Below are 14,527 nucleotides of genomic sequence, written 5' to 3' on the forward strand. Positions count from 1 at the left end.
CGGATCACACCCCGGCGGGCAGCAGCCTGCCGAGAAGAGCCTCGTAGGAGCCGAGGGCGTCGTCGAGGCCGAAGTGCCCGGCGGCGGCGAGGGTGCCGAGGCCGTGGATGAGGCCCCAGAGCGCGACGACGTCGGTGGGTCGGTCGAGTCCGGTGGCGGCCGCCGCCGCGGCGAGCGCTCCTTCGAGCGCATCGATCAGCGGGGCCATCGTCGCGGTGGGCGAGCCCGGCACGCAGACGGTGGGGTCGTAGACGGCGTCGAAGGCATGCGGATGCTCGACGGCGAACCGGATGTAGGCCTCGCCGCCCGCGGCGAGCGCCGCCCGGGGGGTCGCGGCATCCGTCGTCGCGTTCCGAACCTGGGCGAGCAGATCGGCCATGCTGCGCTCGGCGATCGCCTTGAGCAGGCCGAGACGATCGGAGAAGTGGTGGTACGGCGCGTTGTGGCTGACGTCGGCGGCGCGAGCGACCTCGCGCAGGCTGATGTCGGCGGCCGGCATCCGCTCGAGCAACTGCATCGCGGCGTCTTCGAGGGCGCGCGCGAGATCACCGTGGTGGTACCCCGTCTTCGAACTTGACACGCGCAACATTGTCTCCTATCTTGACACTGTCCACCTGCTTGACACTGTCCAGATTGGAACCGACGCATGACCGCTCTCGTGATCGACGGCCACCCGTACGCCGAATCCCTCACCGCTTCACTCGCGCAGCGCTACGCCACAGGTCACGGCGATGCCCGCGTGCTCGCCCTGCGCGACCTCGACTTCGACCCGCACCTGCGCTTCGGATACCGGCAGCGCATGACCCTCGAACCCGACCTGCTCGACGCCAAGCAGGCTCTCGCCGAGGCGCAGACGATCGTCATCGCGACGCCGCTGTGGTGGGGGTCGGTGCCGGCGCTGCTCAAGGGCTTCTTCGATCGCGCCCTGCTGCCGCAGCAGGAGTACCGCTACTCGCCGCAGGGGCTGCCGATCGGTCTGCTCACCGCACCGCACGGACGCCTGCTGCTGCTCGCCGACACCCCCTGGTACGCGGCACCCTTCACGGGACTGCCGGCGCAGCGCCAGGTGGTGCGCAACACGATGCGGTTCTGCGGCATCCGATCGGTGCGCGCGCACCGGATGCTGGGCGTCAAGAACGCCTCACCCGAGAGGATCGGGCGCTGGCTCACGGATGCCGAACGGCTCGGCACCGCGGACGGGCGCCGCGATGCGCGGCGCGGTCAGGCCATCGCGGCCGAGGCCGCTTCGTCCTCCGTCGTCGCGACGAGCTGACCGCAGGCGCCGTCGATCTCCTTGCCGCGGGTGTCGCGGAGGGTCGTCGGGATGCCGGCGTCGTTGAGGCGGCGCACGAACTCGGCCGTGACGTCCTTCTCCGACGAGGTCCAGATCGACCCCGGCGTCGGGTTCAGCGGGATGGGGTTCACGTGCACCCATCCGCGACCGCGCTGGTTGAGCTTCTCGGCGAGGAGGTCGGCGCGCCAGGCGTGGTCGTTCATGTCCTTGATGAGCGCGTACTCGATCGAGACGCGGCGACCGGTCTTCTCGTAGTAGTTGTAGGCGGCGTCGAGGGCCTCGTCGACCTTCCAGCGGGAGTTCACCGGGATGAGCTCGTCGCGCAGGTGGTCGTCGGGCGCGTGCAGCGACAGCGCGAAGGTGACCGGGATGCCCTCGTCGGCGAGCTTCCTGATCGCGGGCACGAGGCCGACGGTCGAGACGGTGATGCCGCGGGCGCTCATGCCAAGCCCCTCGGGCTCCGGGGCGACCATGATGCGCACGGCATCCATCACCCGCTTGTAGTTGGCGAGCGGCTCGCCCATGCCCATGAAGACGATGTTGGAGACGCGCTCCATGCTGTGGTCGTCGGACTTCTTGCCGCCCAGACCACCCTCGGCGATGAGGCGGTTGGCGCGCACGATCTGCTCGACGATCTCGGCCGTCGACATGTTGCGCGTGAGGCCCGCCTGGCCGGTCGCGCAGAACGGGCAGTTCATGCCGCAGCCGGCCTGGCTCGACACGCAGAGCGTGATGCGGCCGGGGTAGCGCATGAGCACCGACTCGACGAGGGCGCCGTCGTGCAGGCGCCAGAGGAACTTGATCGTGTCGCCGCGATCGGTCTCGAGACGGCGCACCTCGGTCATGAGCGGGGGCAGCATGCCGGCGACAAGCTCGTCGCGGATCCCGGCCGGGAGGTCGGTCATGTGCGCGGGGTCGGACGTGTAGTGCCGGAAGTAGTGGGTCGCGAGCTGCTTGGCGCGGAAGCCGGGCAGGCCGAGCTCCTTCACCTTCTCGACGCGCTCCTCGGGCGTGAGGTCGGCGAGGTGCACGGGCGGCTTGCCGCGCTTGGGGCTGGCGAACTGCAGCAGCGGGCGCCCCTCGGCGTCCTTCTGCTGGGTCCAGCCCTCGGTCGCCGGGCGCACCTGGGTGGGACCCGTGGTGCGCACCTTGCCCTGGGCGGGTCGACCCTCGGGGGCGGACGCGGATGCTGCAGGGCGCGTCTCGCGCGTGCGGGGGTTCTCGGTCATACCTTCCAGGGTACCGGCGAGCGGGTGGGAGACGGCTGGACTGTCGGGGCCCCTGCCTAGACTGACCGGCATGGACTTCGTGTGGATCATCGGGATCATCGTCGGCGCGATCATCGTGATCGCCATCGTGGCCGCAGCCCTGCGGGGCATGCGGCCGAAGGTGCCCGAGGTCACCCCAGGCGTTCCGGTGCCGATCGCCCCCGAAGTGGTCGCGAAGATCGACGATCTGGTGCGTGCCGACAGCAAGATCGTCGCGATCAAGACCCTGCGCGAGCACACCGGCGAGAGCCTGCAGTCCGCGAAGCGCCGCATCGACCACTGGCGGGTCGGCACCGCCCCCGCGACGACCGCGATTCCGATCCAGCCGCCCGTCTTCCACGACGTCGGGTCGCTGCGCGCCTCGCTGCCGTCCGAGGCAGTGGCCGAGATCGATCGACTCGTCGCCGCCGAGCAGCCGATCGCCGCAATCAAGCTCTTGCGCGAAGAGGCCGGCCTCGGCCTCAAGGAGTCGAAGGACCTGATCGACGCCTGGCGTGCCTGAGCAGGCCCGGACGCGCCCGTTGTAATGACAAGTTGGCGTCGGCGAGAATAGAACGACCCCCACCACAAGGAGCATGATGTCCGACCGCCTCACCCGTGCCCGCGCCACCGGAGTCCTCGCCGTGCTCCGCGCCTCCACCCCCGAGCTCGCCCTCGAGGCATCCGAGGCCATCATCCGGGGCGGAGTGACCGGTATCGAGGTCACGTTCTCGACCCCCGACGCGCCCGCCGTCATCCGCGAGCTCATCGCCCGGCACGGCGACGCCGCCTACGTCGGCGCCGGCACCGTCACCACCGCCGAGCAGGCCGCCCTCGCCGCCGATGCGGGCGCCGAGTTCCTCGTGAGCCCGGGCACGCTCCCCCACCTCACGCGCAGCATGCTCGACACCGGCCGCGTCGTGATGACCGGCGCCATGACCCCCACCGAGGTCATGGGCGCGCTCGAACTCGGGGTCGACGTCGTCAAGATCTTCCCCGCGTCGCTCGGCGGCCCCTCGTACCTGGGCGCCCTGCGCGGCCCGTTCCCCGAGGCTCCCCTCATGCCCACCGGTGGCGTGAACCCCGACAACCTCGCCGACTGGTTCACTGCCGGCGCCGTGGCCGTCGGAGCCGGAGGCGACCTCGCCAACGGCGCCTCGCTCAAGGCCCAGGACTGGGCCGACATCGAGAAGCGCTCCGCTCGCTTCGCCGCCGCCCTCGCGGCCGTCCGCGCCTGACGCCTCGGTGATCGCCCTCGACCCGTGGGCGTGGGCCGCGCTGGCCCTCGCCGCGGTGACGATCGGCATCTCGAAGACGGCGCTTCCGGGCGGCAGCATCCTCGCGATCGCCCTGTTCGCGGCCGTGCTGCCGGCGCGCACCTCGACCGCGGCCATGCTGCTGCTGCTGATGGTCGGCGATGTGTTCGCGCTCATCGCCTACCGCCGGCACGCGCACTGGCCGACGCTGCTGCGCCTCGCACCGGCCGTGGTGCTGGGCCTCCTGGCGGGCTTCGCGTTCCTCGCGCTCACCGGTGACGGGGTCGTGCGACGCGCGATCGGCGTGATCCTGCTGGTCATGATCGCGGTGACACTCTGGCGACGGTGGCGGCAGAACAGGGCGGATGCCGTGGCCCCCGCCCGCGGCGGCATTCTGCTCGCCGGCACCTACGGCACGCTCGGAGGGTTCACGACGATGGTCGCGAACGCCGGCGGCCCGGTGATGTCGATGTACTTCCTCGCGACGCGCACCCCGGTGCAGGTGTTCCTCGGCACCTCGGCGTGGTTCTTCGCGATCATCAACCTCATCAAGGTGCCGTTCCTCGCGGGGCTCGGACTCTTCGAGGGGCAGGTGCTGCTGATGGATGCCGCGCTCGCCCCGCTCGTCGTCATCGGCGCGCTCATCGGGCTCGCCGTCGCAAAGCGACTCGATCAGCGGCTCTTCGACCGCATCGTCATCGTGCTCACGGTGCTCGGCGCGGTGTACCTGCTCTTCTGAGCGTCACGGGGCGGCGCCCTTCGACAAGCTCAGGGACCCAGCAACGAGCGGCGGCGCCCTTCGACAAGCTCAGGGACCCAGTAACAGGGGCGGGGCCCTTCGCGACAAACTCAGGGACCCAGTAACGAGCGGCGGGGCCCTTCGACAAGCTCAGGGACCCAGCAACAAGCGGCGGCGCCCGGTCCCGGAACTGCGTCGCTGAGCCTGTCGAAGCGTCCCCCGCGAGACGCCCCGCGTCAGTCGAGGAAGATGTCGGGGAACAGCGCCGCGTCGGGGGTCCCCGGGATCGCGGCGTAGCCCGAGAAGTCGGTCACCCCCGCAGCCTCGAGCACGTCCTCGACGATGAGCGTCTGCCCCGTGTACGACCCGGCGGGCTGCAGGAGCACCTGGTACGCGGCATCCGCGTAGATGTCGGGCGTGCGGCTCGCGGCCATGACCTTGTCGCCGCCGAGCAGGTTCTGAACCGCCGCGGTCGCGATGGTCGTACGCGGCCAGAGCGTGTTCGCCGCGATGCCGTCGCGCGCGAACTCCGCCGCGAGACCCAGCGTCGCCATCGTCATCCCGAACTTCGCGAGCGTGTATCCGGTGTGCGCACCGAGCCATTTCGGCGTGGGATTGAGCGGCGGCGAGAGCGACAGGATGTGCGGGTTCTCGGCATCCTTCAGCATCGGTACGGCCGCGCGCGACAGCATGAACGTGCCGCGCACGTTGACGTCCTGCATCAGGTCGTACTTCTTGGGATCGAGGTCGAGCGACCGCGAGAGGTCGATGACGCTGGCGTTGTTGACGACGATGTCGATGCCGCCGAACTCGCCCTGCGTCTTCATCACGGCCTCGGTGATGTCGGAGTCGTCGCGCACGTCGCCGACGATCGCGAGCGCCTGCCCGCCGGCCGCGCGGATCTGCTCGGCCGCCGTGTGGATCGTGCCCTCGAGCTTGGGATGCGGGGTGTCGGTCTTCGCGAGCATGGCGATGTTCGCGCCGTCGGCCGCGGCGCGCAGCGCGATCGCGAGTCCGATCCCGCGGCTGCCGCCGGACATCAGGATGGTCTTTCCTGCGAGTGACATGGGTCTCCTTCTGGGTCGGATGCCGGTGCGGACGGGGTTACTTCGGTGCCATGCGGATCGCGCCGTCGAGGCGGATCGTCTCGCCGTTGAGGTAGTCGTTCTCGACGATGTGCTGCACGAGGGCGGCGTACTCATCGGGGCGCCCGAGCCGCGAGGGGTGCGGCACCTGCTGACCGAGGGAGTCCTGCGCGGCCTGCGGCAGCCCCATGAGCATCGGGGTCTCCATGATTCCGGGGGCGATGGTGACCACGCGGATGCCGTAGCGGGCGAGCTCGCGGGCGACCGGCAGGGTCATCGCGTGCACACCACCCTTCGACGCGGCGTACGCGGGCTGGCCGATCTGGCCGTCGAAGGCGGCGACGCTGGCGGTGTTGACGATGACGCCGCGGGTGTCGGTGTCGCTGTCGACGGGGTTCTTCACGATGACGGCGGATGCCTGCGACAGCACGTTGAACGTGCCGACGAGGTTGATGCGCACGATTCGCTCGAAGTCGGCGAGCACGGCCGGGTTGCCGTCTCGATCGAGCACCTTCGCGGGCGGAGCGATGCCGGCGCAGTTGACCACGACGCGCAGCGGGGCGACGGCCTGCGCCTGGGCGACGGCATCCTGCACCTCGTCGACGCTGGTGACGTCGGCGGGCACGAAGAGTCCCCCGAGTTCGTCGGCGACCTCGGCGCCCTTCGACGTCGAGAGGTCGATGATCGTGACGTGGGCGCCGTCGGCGGCGAGCCGACGTGCGGTGGCGAGGCCCAGACCCGAGGCGCCTCCGGTGATGAGCGCGCCCTGTCCACTGATCTGCATGGTGTTCTCCTTCGAACGTCGTCGTGCGACTGAGTTTCAGCCTACGTGGTTCTTGGTGTCACTACGATCCCCGGGGAAGGCTGTGTCAGCGAGCCTACGGGGTCGGCACGGCAGACTGGAGGGATGAGCATCCCCGACGCCCACATCGAGATCCCCGCGCGCGTATGCGACCTCGCCGGTCGCGCCGCCGTCACCCCGGTCTGGCGCAACGGCATCGGGGGCCTCACGTTCCGCACCGACGACGGGCGCTACATCAAGTGGGGTCCGCTCGATGACGAGGCCAACATGCACGACGAGGCCGAGCGGATGCGCTGGGCCCGCCGCTGGATCACGGTGCCCGAGGTGCTCGCCCAGGGCGAGGACGACGCGCACGAGTGGCTCGTCACCCGCGCGATCGACGCGTTCAGCGCCGTCGATCCGCGCTGGGATGGCAAGGCTGAGATCGCAGTACCCGCCGTCGGTCGCGCCCTGCGGATGCTGCACGACACCCTCCCCGTCGCCGACTGCCCGTGGGAGTGGAGCGTGCACTGGCGCGTCTCGAACGCTTCCAAGCGCGGGGTCGTCGTGCCGCCCGAGCTGCACGAGGCCCCGCCGATCGACCGCCTGGTCGTGTGCCACGGCGACGCCTGCATGCCCAACACGCTCCTCGACGCCGCGGGTGAGCCCGCCGCCCACGTCGATCTCGCCGCCCTCGGTCTCGCCGACCGGTGGGCCGACCTCGCCGCCGCGGCCATGAGCACCGGGTGGAACTTCGGGCCCGGCTGGGAGGACCCGCTGCTCGAGGCGTACGGCGTCGAACGCGACGACGCACGGCTCGAGTTCTACATGCGGCTCTGGAACGAGACCTGAGCGGCGCTCGAGCAGGTCCGACGGTAATCTCCTGTGATGTGCCCGCTTCTTCCGCCCGTCCCCGCCGGCCCGTGACGCGACGCTTCGCGCCGGCGCAGGCGATCGCAGTGGGGTTCGGATCGGCGGTGCTGATCGGCACCCTCGTCCTCATGCTGCCGATCTCTTCGGCGCGCGGAACGTGGACCGGGTTCATGGATGCTCTCTTCACCTCCACGTCGGCCGTGTGCGTGACGGGGCTCATCGTGGTCGACACTCCGGTCTACTGGAGCCCCTTCGGGAAGATCGTCATCCTGCTCCTCATCCAGCTCGGCGGACTCGGAATCATGCTGTTCGCCGCGCTCGTCGGTATCGCCTTGGCGCGCCGCCTGAGCGTGAGGTCGCGCATGATCACAGGAACCGAGACGAAGACCCCGGGGAGCGGCAACGTCAAGCGGATCGCGACCGGCATCCTTCTAACGACCCTGACGATCGAGGCCGTTGTCGCGATCCTGCTCTTCGCCCGCTTCACGATCGGCTACGGCTACGGCGCTGACCGGGCGGCGTGGCATGCAGTGTTCCACGCCGTCTCGGCCTTCAACAACGCGGGATTCGCCCTCTACAGCGACAGCCTCTCCGGCTTCGTGGCCGACCCCTGGATCTGCCTTCCCATCTGCGCAGCGATCATCATCGGTGGACTCGGGTTCCCCGTTCTGCGGCAGCTGCGCAAGGAGTTTCGGCGCCCCCTGCACTGGTCGATGAACACCCGGATCGTGCTTGCGGCCACGCTGGTGCTCCTCCTTTCGGGAACGGTCTTCGTCGTGATCGTCGAGTGGAACAACGCTCGCACGCTCGGGGCTCTCGATCCCGGCGCGCGCGTGCTCGCCGGGTTCTTCCACTCGGTGCAGTCGCGCACCGCCGGCTTCAACTCGGTCGACACCGCCGCCCTGCACGACGAGACGTGGCTCGTCACCGACGTGCTCATGTTCATCGGCGGCGGCCCGGCGGGAACCGCCGGCGGCATCAAGGTCACGACCTTCGCCGTGCTGTTCTTCATCATGTGGACCGAGCTCCGCGGAGGAACGGCCGTGAACGTCTTCGGCAAGCGTCTCTCGCGCGCCGTGCACCGTGAGGCGATAACGGTGGTCATCGTGGCACTCGGTGCCGTCATGACCGCCGTCGTCGCCATCCTCGCCATGACCGACCTCGATCTCGATCAGGTGCTCTTCGAAGTCGTCTCGGCCTTCGGCACGGTCGGCATGTCGACCGGTATCACCGCCGGCCTTCCAGACGCGGCTCAGGTGATCCTGGTCTTCCTGATGTTCCTCGGTCGACTGGGACCCCTCACGCTCGGCACCGCTCTGGCGTTGCGGGAACGCCAGCCCGCCTATGAACTCCCCAAAGAACGACCCGCGATCGGCTGATCGCCTCGGCGACCAGACCCCCTGAAAGGACATACCGGTGGCAAAATTCCTCTCCTTCGGACAGGACGCTCGCAGGATCGCGGAGGCCGACTCCGTCGCCGTCATCGGCCTGGGCCGGTTCGGCACGTCCCTCGCTCTCGAGTTGATGGCCTCGGGCACAGAGGTGCTCGGGGTCGACGGCGATGAAGAGATCGTCCAGTCGCTGAACGGTCAGCTCACGCAGGTCGTGCGCGCGGACGCGACTCGGCTCGACGTCTTGGAGCAGCTCGCGATCGGCGAGTTCGATCGCGTGGTCGTCGCCATCGGCACCGACATCACGGCGTCGATCCTCACCGCCTCCCTGCTGCTGCAGCTGCGCGTGCCTGTGATCTGGGCGAAGGCGGTCGATGAGCGGCACGGCGCTGTGCTCGAGCAGCTCGGCGTCCACCGGGTGGTCTACCCCGAGAAGGACATGGGGCGCCGGGTCGCGCACCTCGTTCGGGGCGCCGCCGCCGACTACCTCGAGATCGATCGTGGATACGCGATGGTCAAGACCGTCGCTCCGCAGTCGCTACACGGCATCACCCTCACCGAAGCGGCCGTGCGCGGCACGCACGGCGTGACCATCGCCGCCTTCCGTCACGCGCACGGGGACTGGCACAACGCTCAGGCCGACACCGTCCTCCGCGACGGTGACGCGGTGCTCGTCGTCGGCCCGACGACGAAGGTCGAGCGCTTCGCCCAGCTGCGCTGACCGCCGGACGACGCGCTCCGCTCAGGAGCTCGGCCCGAGGATGAAGTTCCACGCGCCGGTCGCGATCGCGGCGGCGACGGCAACCCCGGAGATCGCGAGCCCGATCGCGAGCAGCATCCATTCGGCCGCCCCGAATCGCGACTCGCGCGCCCACGTGCGCCGACCGGGCGCGCCGAAGCCGCGAGCCTCCATGGCGGTGGCGAGTTTCGCGCCGCGCCGGATCGAGAGCACGAGCAGCGCGAACGCCATGCCGAAGAATCGGCGGATGCGTCCGCGATCGGCGACTCCGCGGGCCCGACGCGCGAGTTCGAGCGCCCGCCAGTCGTCGAGGAACAGCCCGATCATGCGCAACCCGGCGAGCGCGCCCAGCACGAACCGGGCGGGCAGCTTCAGCACCTGAGCGAGTCCGTCGGCGAGGTCGGTGGGGTCGACCGTGATGAACAGCACCACCGACGGCAGCGCGATCGCGAGCACGCGCAGGAAGGTCGCGAGAGCGAGCGCGAGCGACCCGTCGCTGATGCGCAGCACGAACCACTCGACGTAGATCGTGCCGCTCGTCTCGCCGTAGAGCGCGATCGTGACGGCGGTGAGGGGCGCCGCGAGCCAGACCGGCCAGGTGCGCAGCCAGAACTCGCGCCAGCCGATGCCGGCGAAGAAGAACAGCACGCACTCGAGCACGAGGGCGACGGATGCCGACACCGGATCGAGCGTGAGGATCAGCGGGATCGCGATCAGCGCGCTCACCCCGAGCTTGGCGACGGGGTTGATGCCGGCGATGCGTCCGGTGCGGGCGGTGGTGTCGAGCACGGTCATCGGCTGCCGCCCAGCTCGTAGCGTTCGGCGTGGAGCGCGCGGGCGACGTCGAGGTCGTGCGTGATCGTCACGATCGCGGTGCCCTCGTCGCGCAGGGCGGCGAGCATCGCGACGAGTTCGGCCCAGGTACGGGCGTCCTGTCCGAAGGTCGGCTCGTCGAGCACGAGCACCCGGGGCCGGGTCGCGAGGGCGGCGGCGACCGTCAGCCGACGCTTCTCGCCGCCCGACAGCGTGTAGGGGTTGGCGCGCGCGAGCCGGTCGAGGCGCAGCCGGTGCAGCAGCTCCTCGCTGCGCGCGGCGATCTCGTCTTCGGGCATGCCGAGAGCGCGCGGGCCGACCGCGAGCTCGTCCTGCACGGTCTTCGCCAGCAACTGATGCTCGGGCTCCTGGAAGACCATCCCGATACGGGTGAGCAGATCGCGCGAGGCCCAGTCGATCGGCGTCGATCCGATGCCGGCGGCCAGGGCCGCGGATGCCGCGACCGCACCGCCCGCGGGTGGCAGGAGTCCCGCGAGCGTGAGCCCGAGGGTCGACTTGCCGGCACCGTTCGGCCCGGTGATCGCGAGCGCCTGTCCTGCCCGCACGTCGAGGTCGATGCCGCTCGCCACGGGCTTCCCCTTCACGCGGGCGACGGCGAGATCGCGGGCCGAGATCAGCACCTCGCCGGACGCCGACAGCGGAGCGGGCGGAGCATCCGGAGCGAACCCCGGCACCCACACCCCGTCGGCCGCGAGCCGGGCGCCCTCGACGCCGAGCACGTGCGCGGGCGGTCCGTCGGCCACGACCCCGCCCTGCCCGACCACGATCACCCGCGTGATCAGCGGCAGCCATACGTCGAGGCGGTGCTCGACGACGATCAGCGTCGCGGGGTGCGCCTGCAGCATCCGCTCGACCGCGTCGCGCACCTCGACCACGCCCGCGGGATCGAGGTTGGCCGTCGGCTCGTCGAGCAGCACGAGCCCCGGCCGCATCGCGAGGATGCCGGCGAGCGCGAGCCGCTGCTTCTGCCCGCCCGACAGCGCCTTGGTCGGGCGATCGAGCGGCACGTCGAGGCCGACCGCGTCGAGCGCCTGCGTCACGCGCGGCCAGATCTCGGCGCGCGGGATGCCGAGGTTCTCGCACCCGAAGGCGACGTCGTCACCGACCCGGGCGAGGATCACCTGCGAGTCGGGGTCCTGCAGCACCAGCCCCGTGCGCCCGCGGGTCGACGCTGCGGGGATGCCGTCGACGAGGAGCGAGCCCTGGGCTTCGCCCTCCTCATCGCCGCCGAGCACCCCCGCGAGTCCCTGCAGCAGCGTCGACTTGCCGGCACCGGAGGCGCCGAGCACCAGCACGCGCTCCCCCGGTTCGATCCGGAACGAGACGTCCTGCAGCGCCCAGGCCAGACGGCTGGCATGACGCCAGCCCCACGTGGTCGCCTCGACCGTCGCGGGCCCGGTCTGATCGATCGTCATCAGACGCGGACACGCGCCTCACGGCCCGAGCCGAAGCGATCGAGCGCTCCCGTGGCCGCGATGCCACGCGCCAGCACCCACGACAGGGCCCCGGCGATCACCGCGCCCGACACGACCGTGCTGATCAGATAGATCACCGTGAACTCGGTGCCCGACCCCGCGTACCAGAGGATGAGGTTGTTGATGCCGCCGGCGAGGGCCGCGCCCGCTCCGGCGAGGATCGCGACGGGCAGCGACCAGCGACGGTAGAAGAACAGCAGGAAGATCAGTTCGGCTCCCAGGCCCTGCACGAGTCCGGCCTCGAGCGTCAGGAACCCGCCCCACTGGTTGCCGATCAGGGCCGACACGACCGCGGCGAGCAGCTCGACGTAGATCGCGGCACCCGCCTTGCGGATGATGAGGCCGCCGAGCACGCCGGCGAACAGCCACGGGCCGTCGAGCAGCCCCTGCAGGCCCGGGAGCAGCGGCTCGAGGAGCGCCTTCGGGCCGAGGTAGCCGACGTTCCACGCGAGGAAGATCAGCCCGGCGGCGACGCCGAGCACGCTGGCGACCACGATGTCGACGACGCGCCAACGCCAGATCGTGACGGATGCGCTCTTCGCGGATGCCGGCTTCGCGGCGGATGCCGGGTTGGATGCCGTCTCGCCGGCGTTCTTCGCGGCGGATTCGGGCGTGGACGTACTCATCTGAACTCCTCCCTGCGCTGGCATGACCCAGATCAGGTTCGACGGTCGAAGCGCGATTCGCTCCCTCTCAGCCCGGCTCGCCGGACTCCCGTGGTTGTGCTGACCAGCATACCCGCGCGACGACACCCGCGCCCGCCCGTGACGCATCGCCGCAGATCAGCCCGGGGATTGGGTACCGTAATCGAGTGACCGCCGCTCATCCCACCGACGCCGCCACCGCCGCCGTGCCCGATTCCGGCGCGGCTGCGACCGACGCCCCGGGCGAACTCGAGCCGCCTGCGACGGCATCCACACCCACCGTGGCGGGTCCGGACGAGGCGACGGCTGCCGGCGCCGAGGAAGCTGGTCCTGAAGGTACTGACGTCGAGGCTGCCGGCGCCGAGACCGCCGGTGTCGAGGCATCCGGTGTCGAGGCATCCGCCGCTCCGGGGGCGAACGAGAGCGAGACTCCCGAGGCCGCATGGGCAGATGAGAAGCGCCCGGCCACGGCCCTGACCTGGATCGACACCGCTGCCGTCGCCGCAGGTTCCGCAGCGCGCACCTACGACGAGCCGTACGTCGAGGATCCCGCCGTCGCGATCATGCGCGGCGCTCGACTGCGCCCGGCGATCGCGAGCGCCCGCGTGCTCGTGCCGATCGGCATGGTTCTCGGTCTCGTCGGCGCATACGCGGGCACGACCATCCTGTGGCCGCTGCACGAGGTCGCCCCGACCGTTCATTCGGTCGAATTCGCCACCGTCGCTGCTCCCCCGGCCGCCGTGGCGTGGCCCGGCGTCGGCAGCGCAGCCGTCGGCGTGGGCGGCATCGGCTCGACGGCATCCTCGGTGGATCCGGCGAGCATCGCGAGCATCACCAAGGTGGTCAGTTCGCTCATGGTGCTCGACCGGATGCCCCTGGCCCTCGGCGAGCAGGGTCCCGAATTCTCGTTCACCCGCGCCGACAGCCAGTCGTACTGGTCGTATCGGATGTCGGATCAGTCGTCGCTCGATGTGCCGGTCGGCGGAGTGCTCACCGAGTACCAGATGCTGCAGGGCACGCTGCTCGGGTCGGCGAACAACTACATCGACCGCCTCGCGCGGGAGATCTGGGGATCGAACAGCGAGTTCGCGGCCGCCGCGGAGATCTGGTTGAGCGAGCGCGGCCTCAGCGACATCACGGTCGTCACGCCGTCGGGCTTCGACATCGGCAACGTCGCGACACCCGACGCCCTGGTGCGCCTGGGCGAGCTCGCGATGAAGAACCCGGTGTTCGCGGAGATCGTCGGCACGCCGGCCGTCGAACTGCCCGGCGCGGGCCTCGTGACCAACACGAACGGGATGCTGGCCGACCCCGGTGTCGTCGGCATCAAGACGGGCACGCTCGTCGGGTGGAACCTGCTCACGGCGAAGGACGTGACCGTGGGCGACAGCACCGTGCAGCTCTACGCGGCAGTGCTGAATCAGGACGACGATGCCCAGCGGCTCGCGGCCACGCGCTCGCTGTTCGCCGAGGTCGAAGCGGCGCTCCTCGCCCAGGAACCCGCGGTTCCGGCCGGCACGGTCGTCGGTCAGGTGCGCACCGAGTGGGGCGCGGAGGTCGACATCGTGACGGATGCCGACGCCGACGTGCTGCTCTGGAACGGTGCCGCGGCAACGACCTCGACGAGCTTCTCGCTCGGGGATGCGCGGGAGGACGGCGACGCCGTGGGCTCGCTGAGCACCGCCGGCCCGATCGACGCGACCACGACGGAACTCGTTCTCGACGACGACGTCGAGGGCCCCAGCATCTGGTGGCGCCTCACGCATCCGATGAACCTGTTCGGCCTCGACTCGGAGTAGAGCCGGATCTCCTGACTCCGTGAGGGGTCACAACACGCCGTGATCGTGCCCGCCCGTGAGGCGTGTCTTGACCCCTCGGGTTCGGGACTACCCACGAGCGGCGAGTGCCGGCGGAGGGTCCCCGTGGCGAGTGCCGGCGATGGGTCCCTGCGGAGGGTGTGCTCGACCCCTGGCGCCCATCCCCGGCGAGGGGTCAAGACACGCCGTGTTCGTACCCGCCCGTGAGGCGTGTTGTGACCCCTCACGTTCAGATTGCCTCCTCGCACGCCTGTCGCCCTCTGCCGCCCGCTCATCCGCAGGGAAGAACGACACGTGCAGGGAGAATCCCGCCGAACCTCCCTGCAGATGTCTTTTCTCCCTGCACGTGGTG

At 70.4% G+C, this 14,527-nt stretch carries 15 protein-coding genes and 1 riboswitch; of the genes, 8 read left to right on the forward strand and 7 right to left on the reverse strand.

All coding sequences use genetic code 11. The features are described from left to right. Positions 1 to 4: 4 nt before the first annotated feature. Positions 5 to 580 carry a TetR/AcrR family transcriptional regulator gene (locus ACTJKK_RS09095; protein WP_440747742.1) on the reverse strand — a complete coding sequence of 192 codons (576 nt, stop codon included), beginning with the start codon at positions 578 to 580 and terminating at the stop codon, positions 5 to 7. Positions 581 to 646: 66 nt separating this feature from the next. Between ACTJKK_RS09095 and ACTJKK_RS09100 the strand changes: the two genes are divergently transcribed. Continuing rightward, a complete protein-coding gene (locus tag ACTJKK_RS09100; RefSeq protein ID WP_440747743.1) occupies positions 647 to 1,273 on the forward strand; it encodes an NAD(P)H-dependent oxidoreductase in 627 nt (208 codons plus the stop codon). On the opposite strand, the gene rlmN is transcribed toward ACTJKK_RS09100, so the two are convergent. After that, positions 1,222 to 2,523, reverse strand: a complete 1,302-nt coding sequence (rlmN, locus tag ACTJKK_RS09105) for a 23S rRNA (adenine(2503)-C(2))-methyltransferase RlmN (RefSeq protein WP_440747744.1) — start codon at positions 2,521 to 2,523, stop codon at positions 1,222 to 1,224. The two genes, ACTJKK_RS09100 and rlmN, sit on opposite strands and share 52 nt — an antisense overlap. A 70-nt stretch (positions 2,524 to 2,593) precedes the next feature. Between rlmN and ACTJKK_RS09110 the strand changes: the two genes are divergently transcribed. The 3 genes from ACTJKK_RS09110 to ACTJKK_RS09120 all read left to right on the forward strand — a co-directional run bounded on the left by ACTJKK_RS09110 (position 2,594) and on the right by ACTJKK_RS09120 (position 4,536). Then, on the forward strand, positions 2,594 to 3,064 hold the full coding sequence (locus tag ACTJKK_RS09110; protein WP_440747745.1) for a hypothetical protein: 471 nt from the start codon (positions 2,594 to 2,596) through the stop codon (positions 3,062 to 3,064). A gap of 73 nt (positions 3,065 to 3,137) precedes the next feature. Beyond that, the gene (locus ACTJKK_RS09115; protein WP_440747746.1) at positions 3,138 to 3,779 is read left to right on the forward strand and encodes a bifunctional 4-hydroxy-2-oxoglutarate aldolase/2-dehydro-3-deoxy-phosphogluconate aldolase; all 642 of its coding nucleotides are present in this window, start codon (positions 3,138 to 3,140) and stop codon (positions 3,777 to 3,779) included. 7 nt (positions 3,780 to 3,786) lie between these two features. After that, positions 3,787 to 4,536 carry a sulfite exporter TauE/SafE family protein gene (locus tag ACTJKK_RS09120; protein ID WP_440747747.1) on the forward strand — a complete coding sequence of 250 codons (750 nt, stop codon included), beginning with the start codon at positions 3,787 to 3,789 and terminating at the stop codon, positions 4,534 to 4,536. A 236-nt stretch (positions 4,537 to 4,772) separates the two neighbouring features. Here ACTJKK_RS09120 and ACTJKK_RS09125 read toward each other — a convergent pair whose 3' ends face one another. Together ACTJKK_RS09125 and ACTJKK_RS09130 are read right to left on the reverse strand one after the other, a co-directional pair. After that, the gene (locus ACTJKK_RS09125) at positions 4,773 to 5,603 is read right to left on the reverse strand and encodes an SDR family oxidoreductase (RefSeq protein ID WP_247624426.1); all 831 of its coding nucleotides are present in this window, start codon (positions 5,601 to 5,603) and stop codon (positions 4,773 to 4,775) included. 37 nt (positions 5,604 to 5,640) lie between these two features. Further along, the gene (locus tag ACTJKK_RS09130) at positions 5,641 to 6,405 is read right to left on the reverse strand and encodes an SDR family NAD(P)-dependent oxidoreductase (protein WP_440747748.1); all 765 of its coding nucleotides are present in this window, start codon (positions 6,403 to 6,405) and stop codon (positions 5,641 to 5,643) included. Between the two features lie 123 nt (positions 6,406 to 6,528). Here ACTJKK_RS09130 and ACTJKK_RS09135 point away from each other — a divergent pair, with 123 nt between their 5' ends. From ACTJKK_RS09135 to ACTJKK_RS09145, 3 genes are all read left to right on the forward strand, one after another. After that, complete coding sequence (locus ACTJKK_RS09135; protein ID WP_440747749.1) at positions 6,529 to 7,254, forward strand: phosphotransferase; 726 nt, start codon at positions 6,529 to 6,531, stop codon at positions 7,252 to 7,254. A 71-nt stretch (positions 7,255 to 7,325) separates the two neighbouring features. Further along, the gene (locus ACTJKK_RS09140) at positions 7,326 to 8,654 is read left to right on the forward strand and encodes a TrkH family potassium uptake protein (RefSeq protein ID WP_440747750.1); all 1,329 of its coding nucleotides are present in this window, start codon (positions 7,326 to 7,328) and stop codon (positions 8,652 to 8,654) included. A gap of 37 nt (positions 8,655 to 8,691) precedes the next feature. Then, the gene (locus ACTJKK_RS09145; protein WP_440747751.1) at positions 8,692 to 9,387 is read left to right on the forward strand and encodes a potassium channel family protein; all 696 of its coding nucleotides are present in this window, start codon (positions 8,692 to 8,694) and stop codon (positions 9,385 to 9,387) included. 21 nt (positions 9,388 to 9,408) lie between these two features. On the opposite strand, the gene ACTJKK_RS09150 is transcribed toward ACTJKK_RS09145, so the two are convergent. The 3 genes from ACTJKK_RS09150 to ACTJKK_RS09160 form a co-directional block, all read right to left on the reverse strand. Next, entirely contained in the window at positions 9,409 to 10,200 is a 792-nt protein-coding gene (locus ACTJKK_RS09150) for an energy-coupling factor transporter transmembrane component T family protein (protein ID WP_247633740.1), read from the reverse strand. Next, positions 10,197 to 11,654 carry an ABC transporter ATP-binding protein gene (locus tag ACTJKK_RS09155; protein ID WP_440747752.1) on the reverse strand — a complete coding sequence of 486 codons (1,458 nt, stop codon included), beginning with the start codon at positions 11,652 to 11,654 and terminating at the stop codon, positions 10,197 to 10,199. The genes ACTJKK_RS09150 and ACTJKK_RS09155 overlap by 4 nt, the downstream gene beginning before the upstream one ends. Beyond that, a complete protein-coding gene (locus ACTJKK_RS09160) occupies positions 11,654 to 12,340 on the reverse strand; it encodes an ECF transporter S component (RefSeq protein ID WP_440747753.1) in 687 nt (228 codons plus the stop codon). Before ACTJKK_RS09160 ends, ACTJKK_RS09155 begins: the two co-directional genes overlap by 1 nt. After that, positions 12,331 to 12,442, reverse strand: a riboswitch (TPP riboswitch). It overlaps the preceding gene by 10 nt. Positions 12,443 to 12,525: 83 nt before the next feature. On the opposite strand from ACTJKK_RS09160, the gene ACTJKK_RS09165 reads away from it, so the two are divergent. After that, positions 12,526 to 14,157 (forward strand): D-alanyl-D-alanine carboxypeptidase, encoded by a 1,632-nt coding sequence (locus tag ACTJKK_RS09165; protein ID WP_440747754.1) that lies wholly within the window; start codon positions 12,526 to 12,528, stop codon positions 14,155 to 14,157. Positions 14,158 to 14,527 lie beyond the last annotated feature (370 nt).

The sequence above is a fragment of the Microbacterium sp. 22179 genome, assembly GCF_052045715.1.
In the GTDB taxonomy this organism is placed as follows: Bacteria; Actinomycetota; Actinomycetes; order Actinomycetales; family Microbacteriaceae; genus Microbacterium; species Microbacterium galbinum.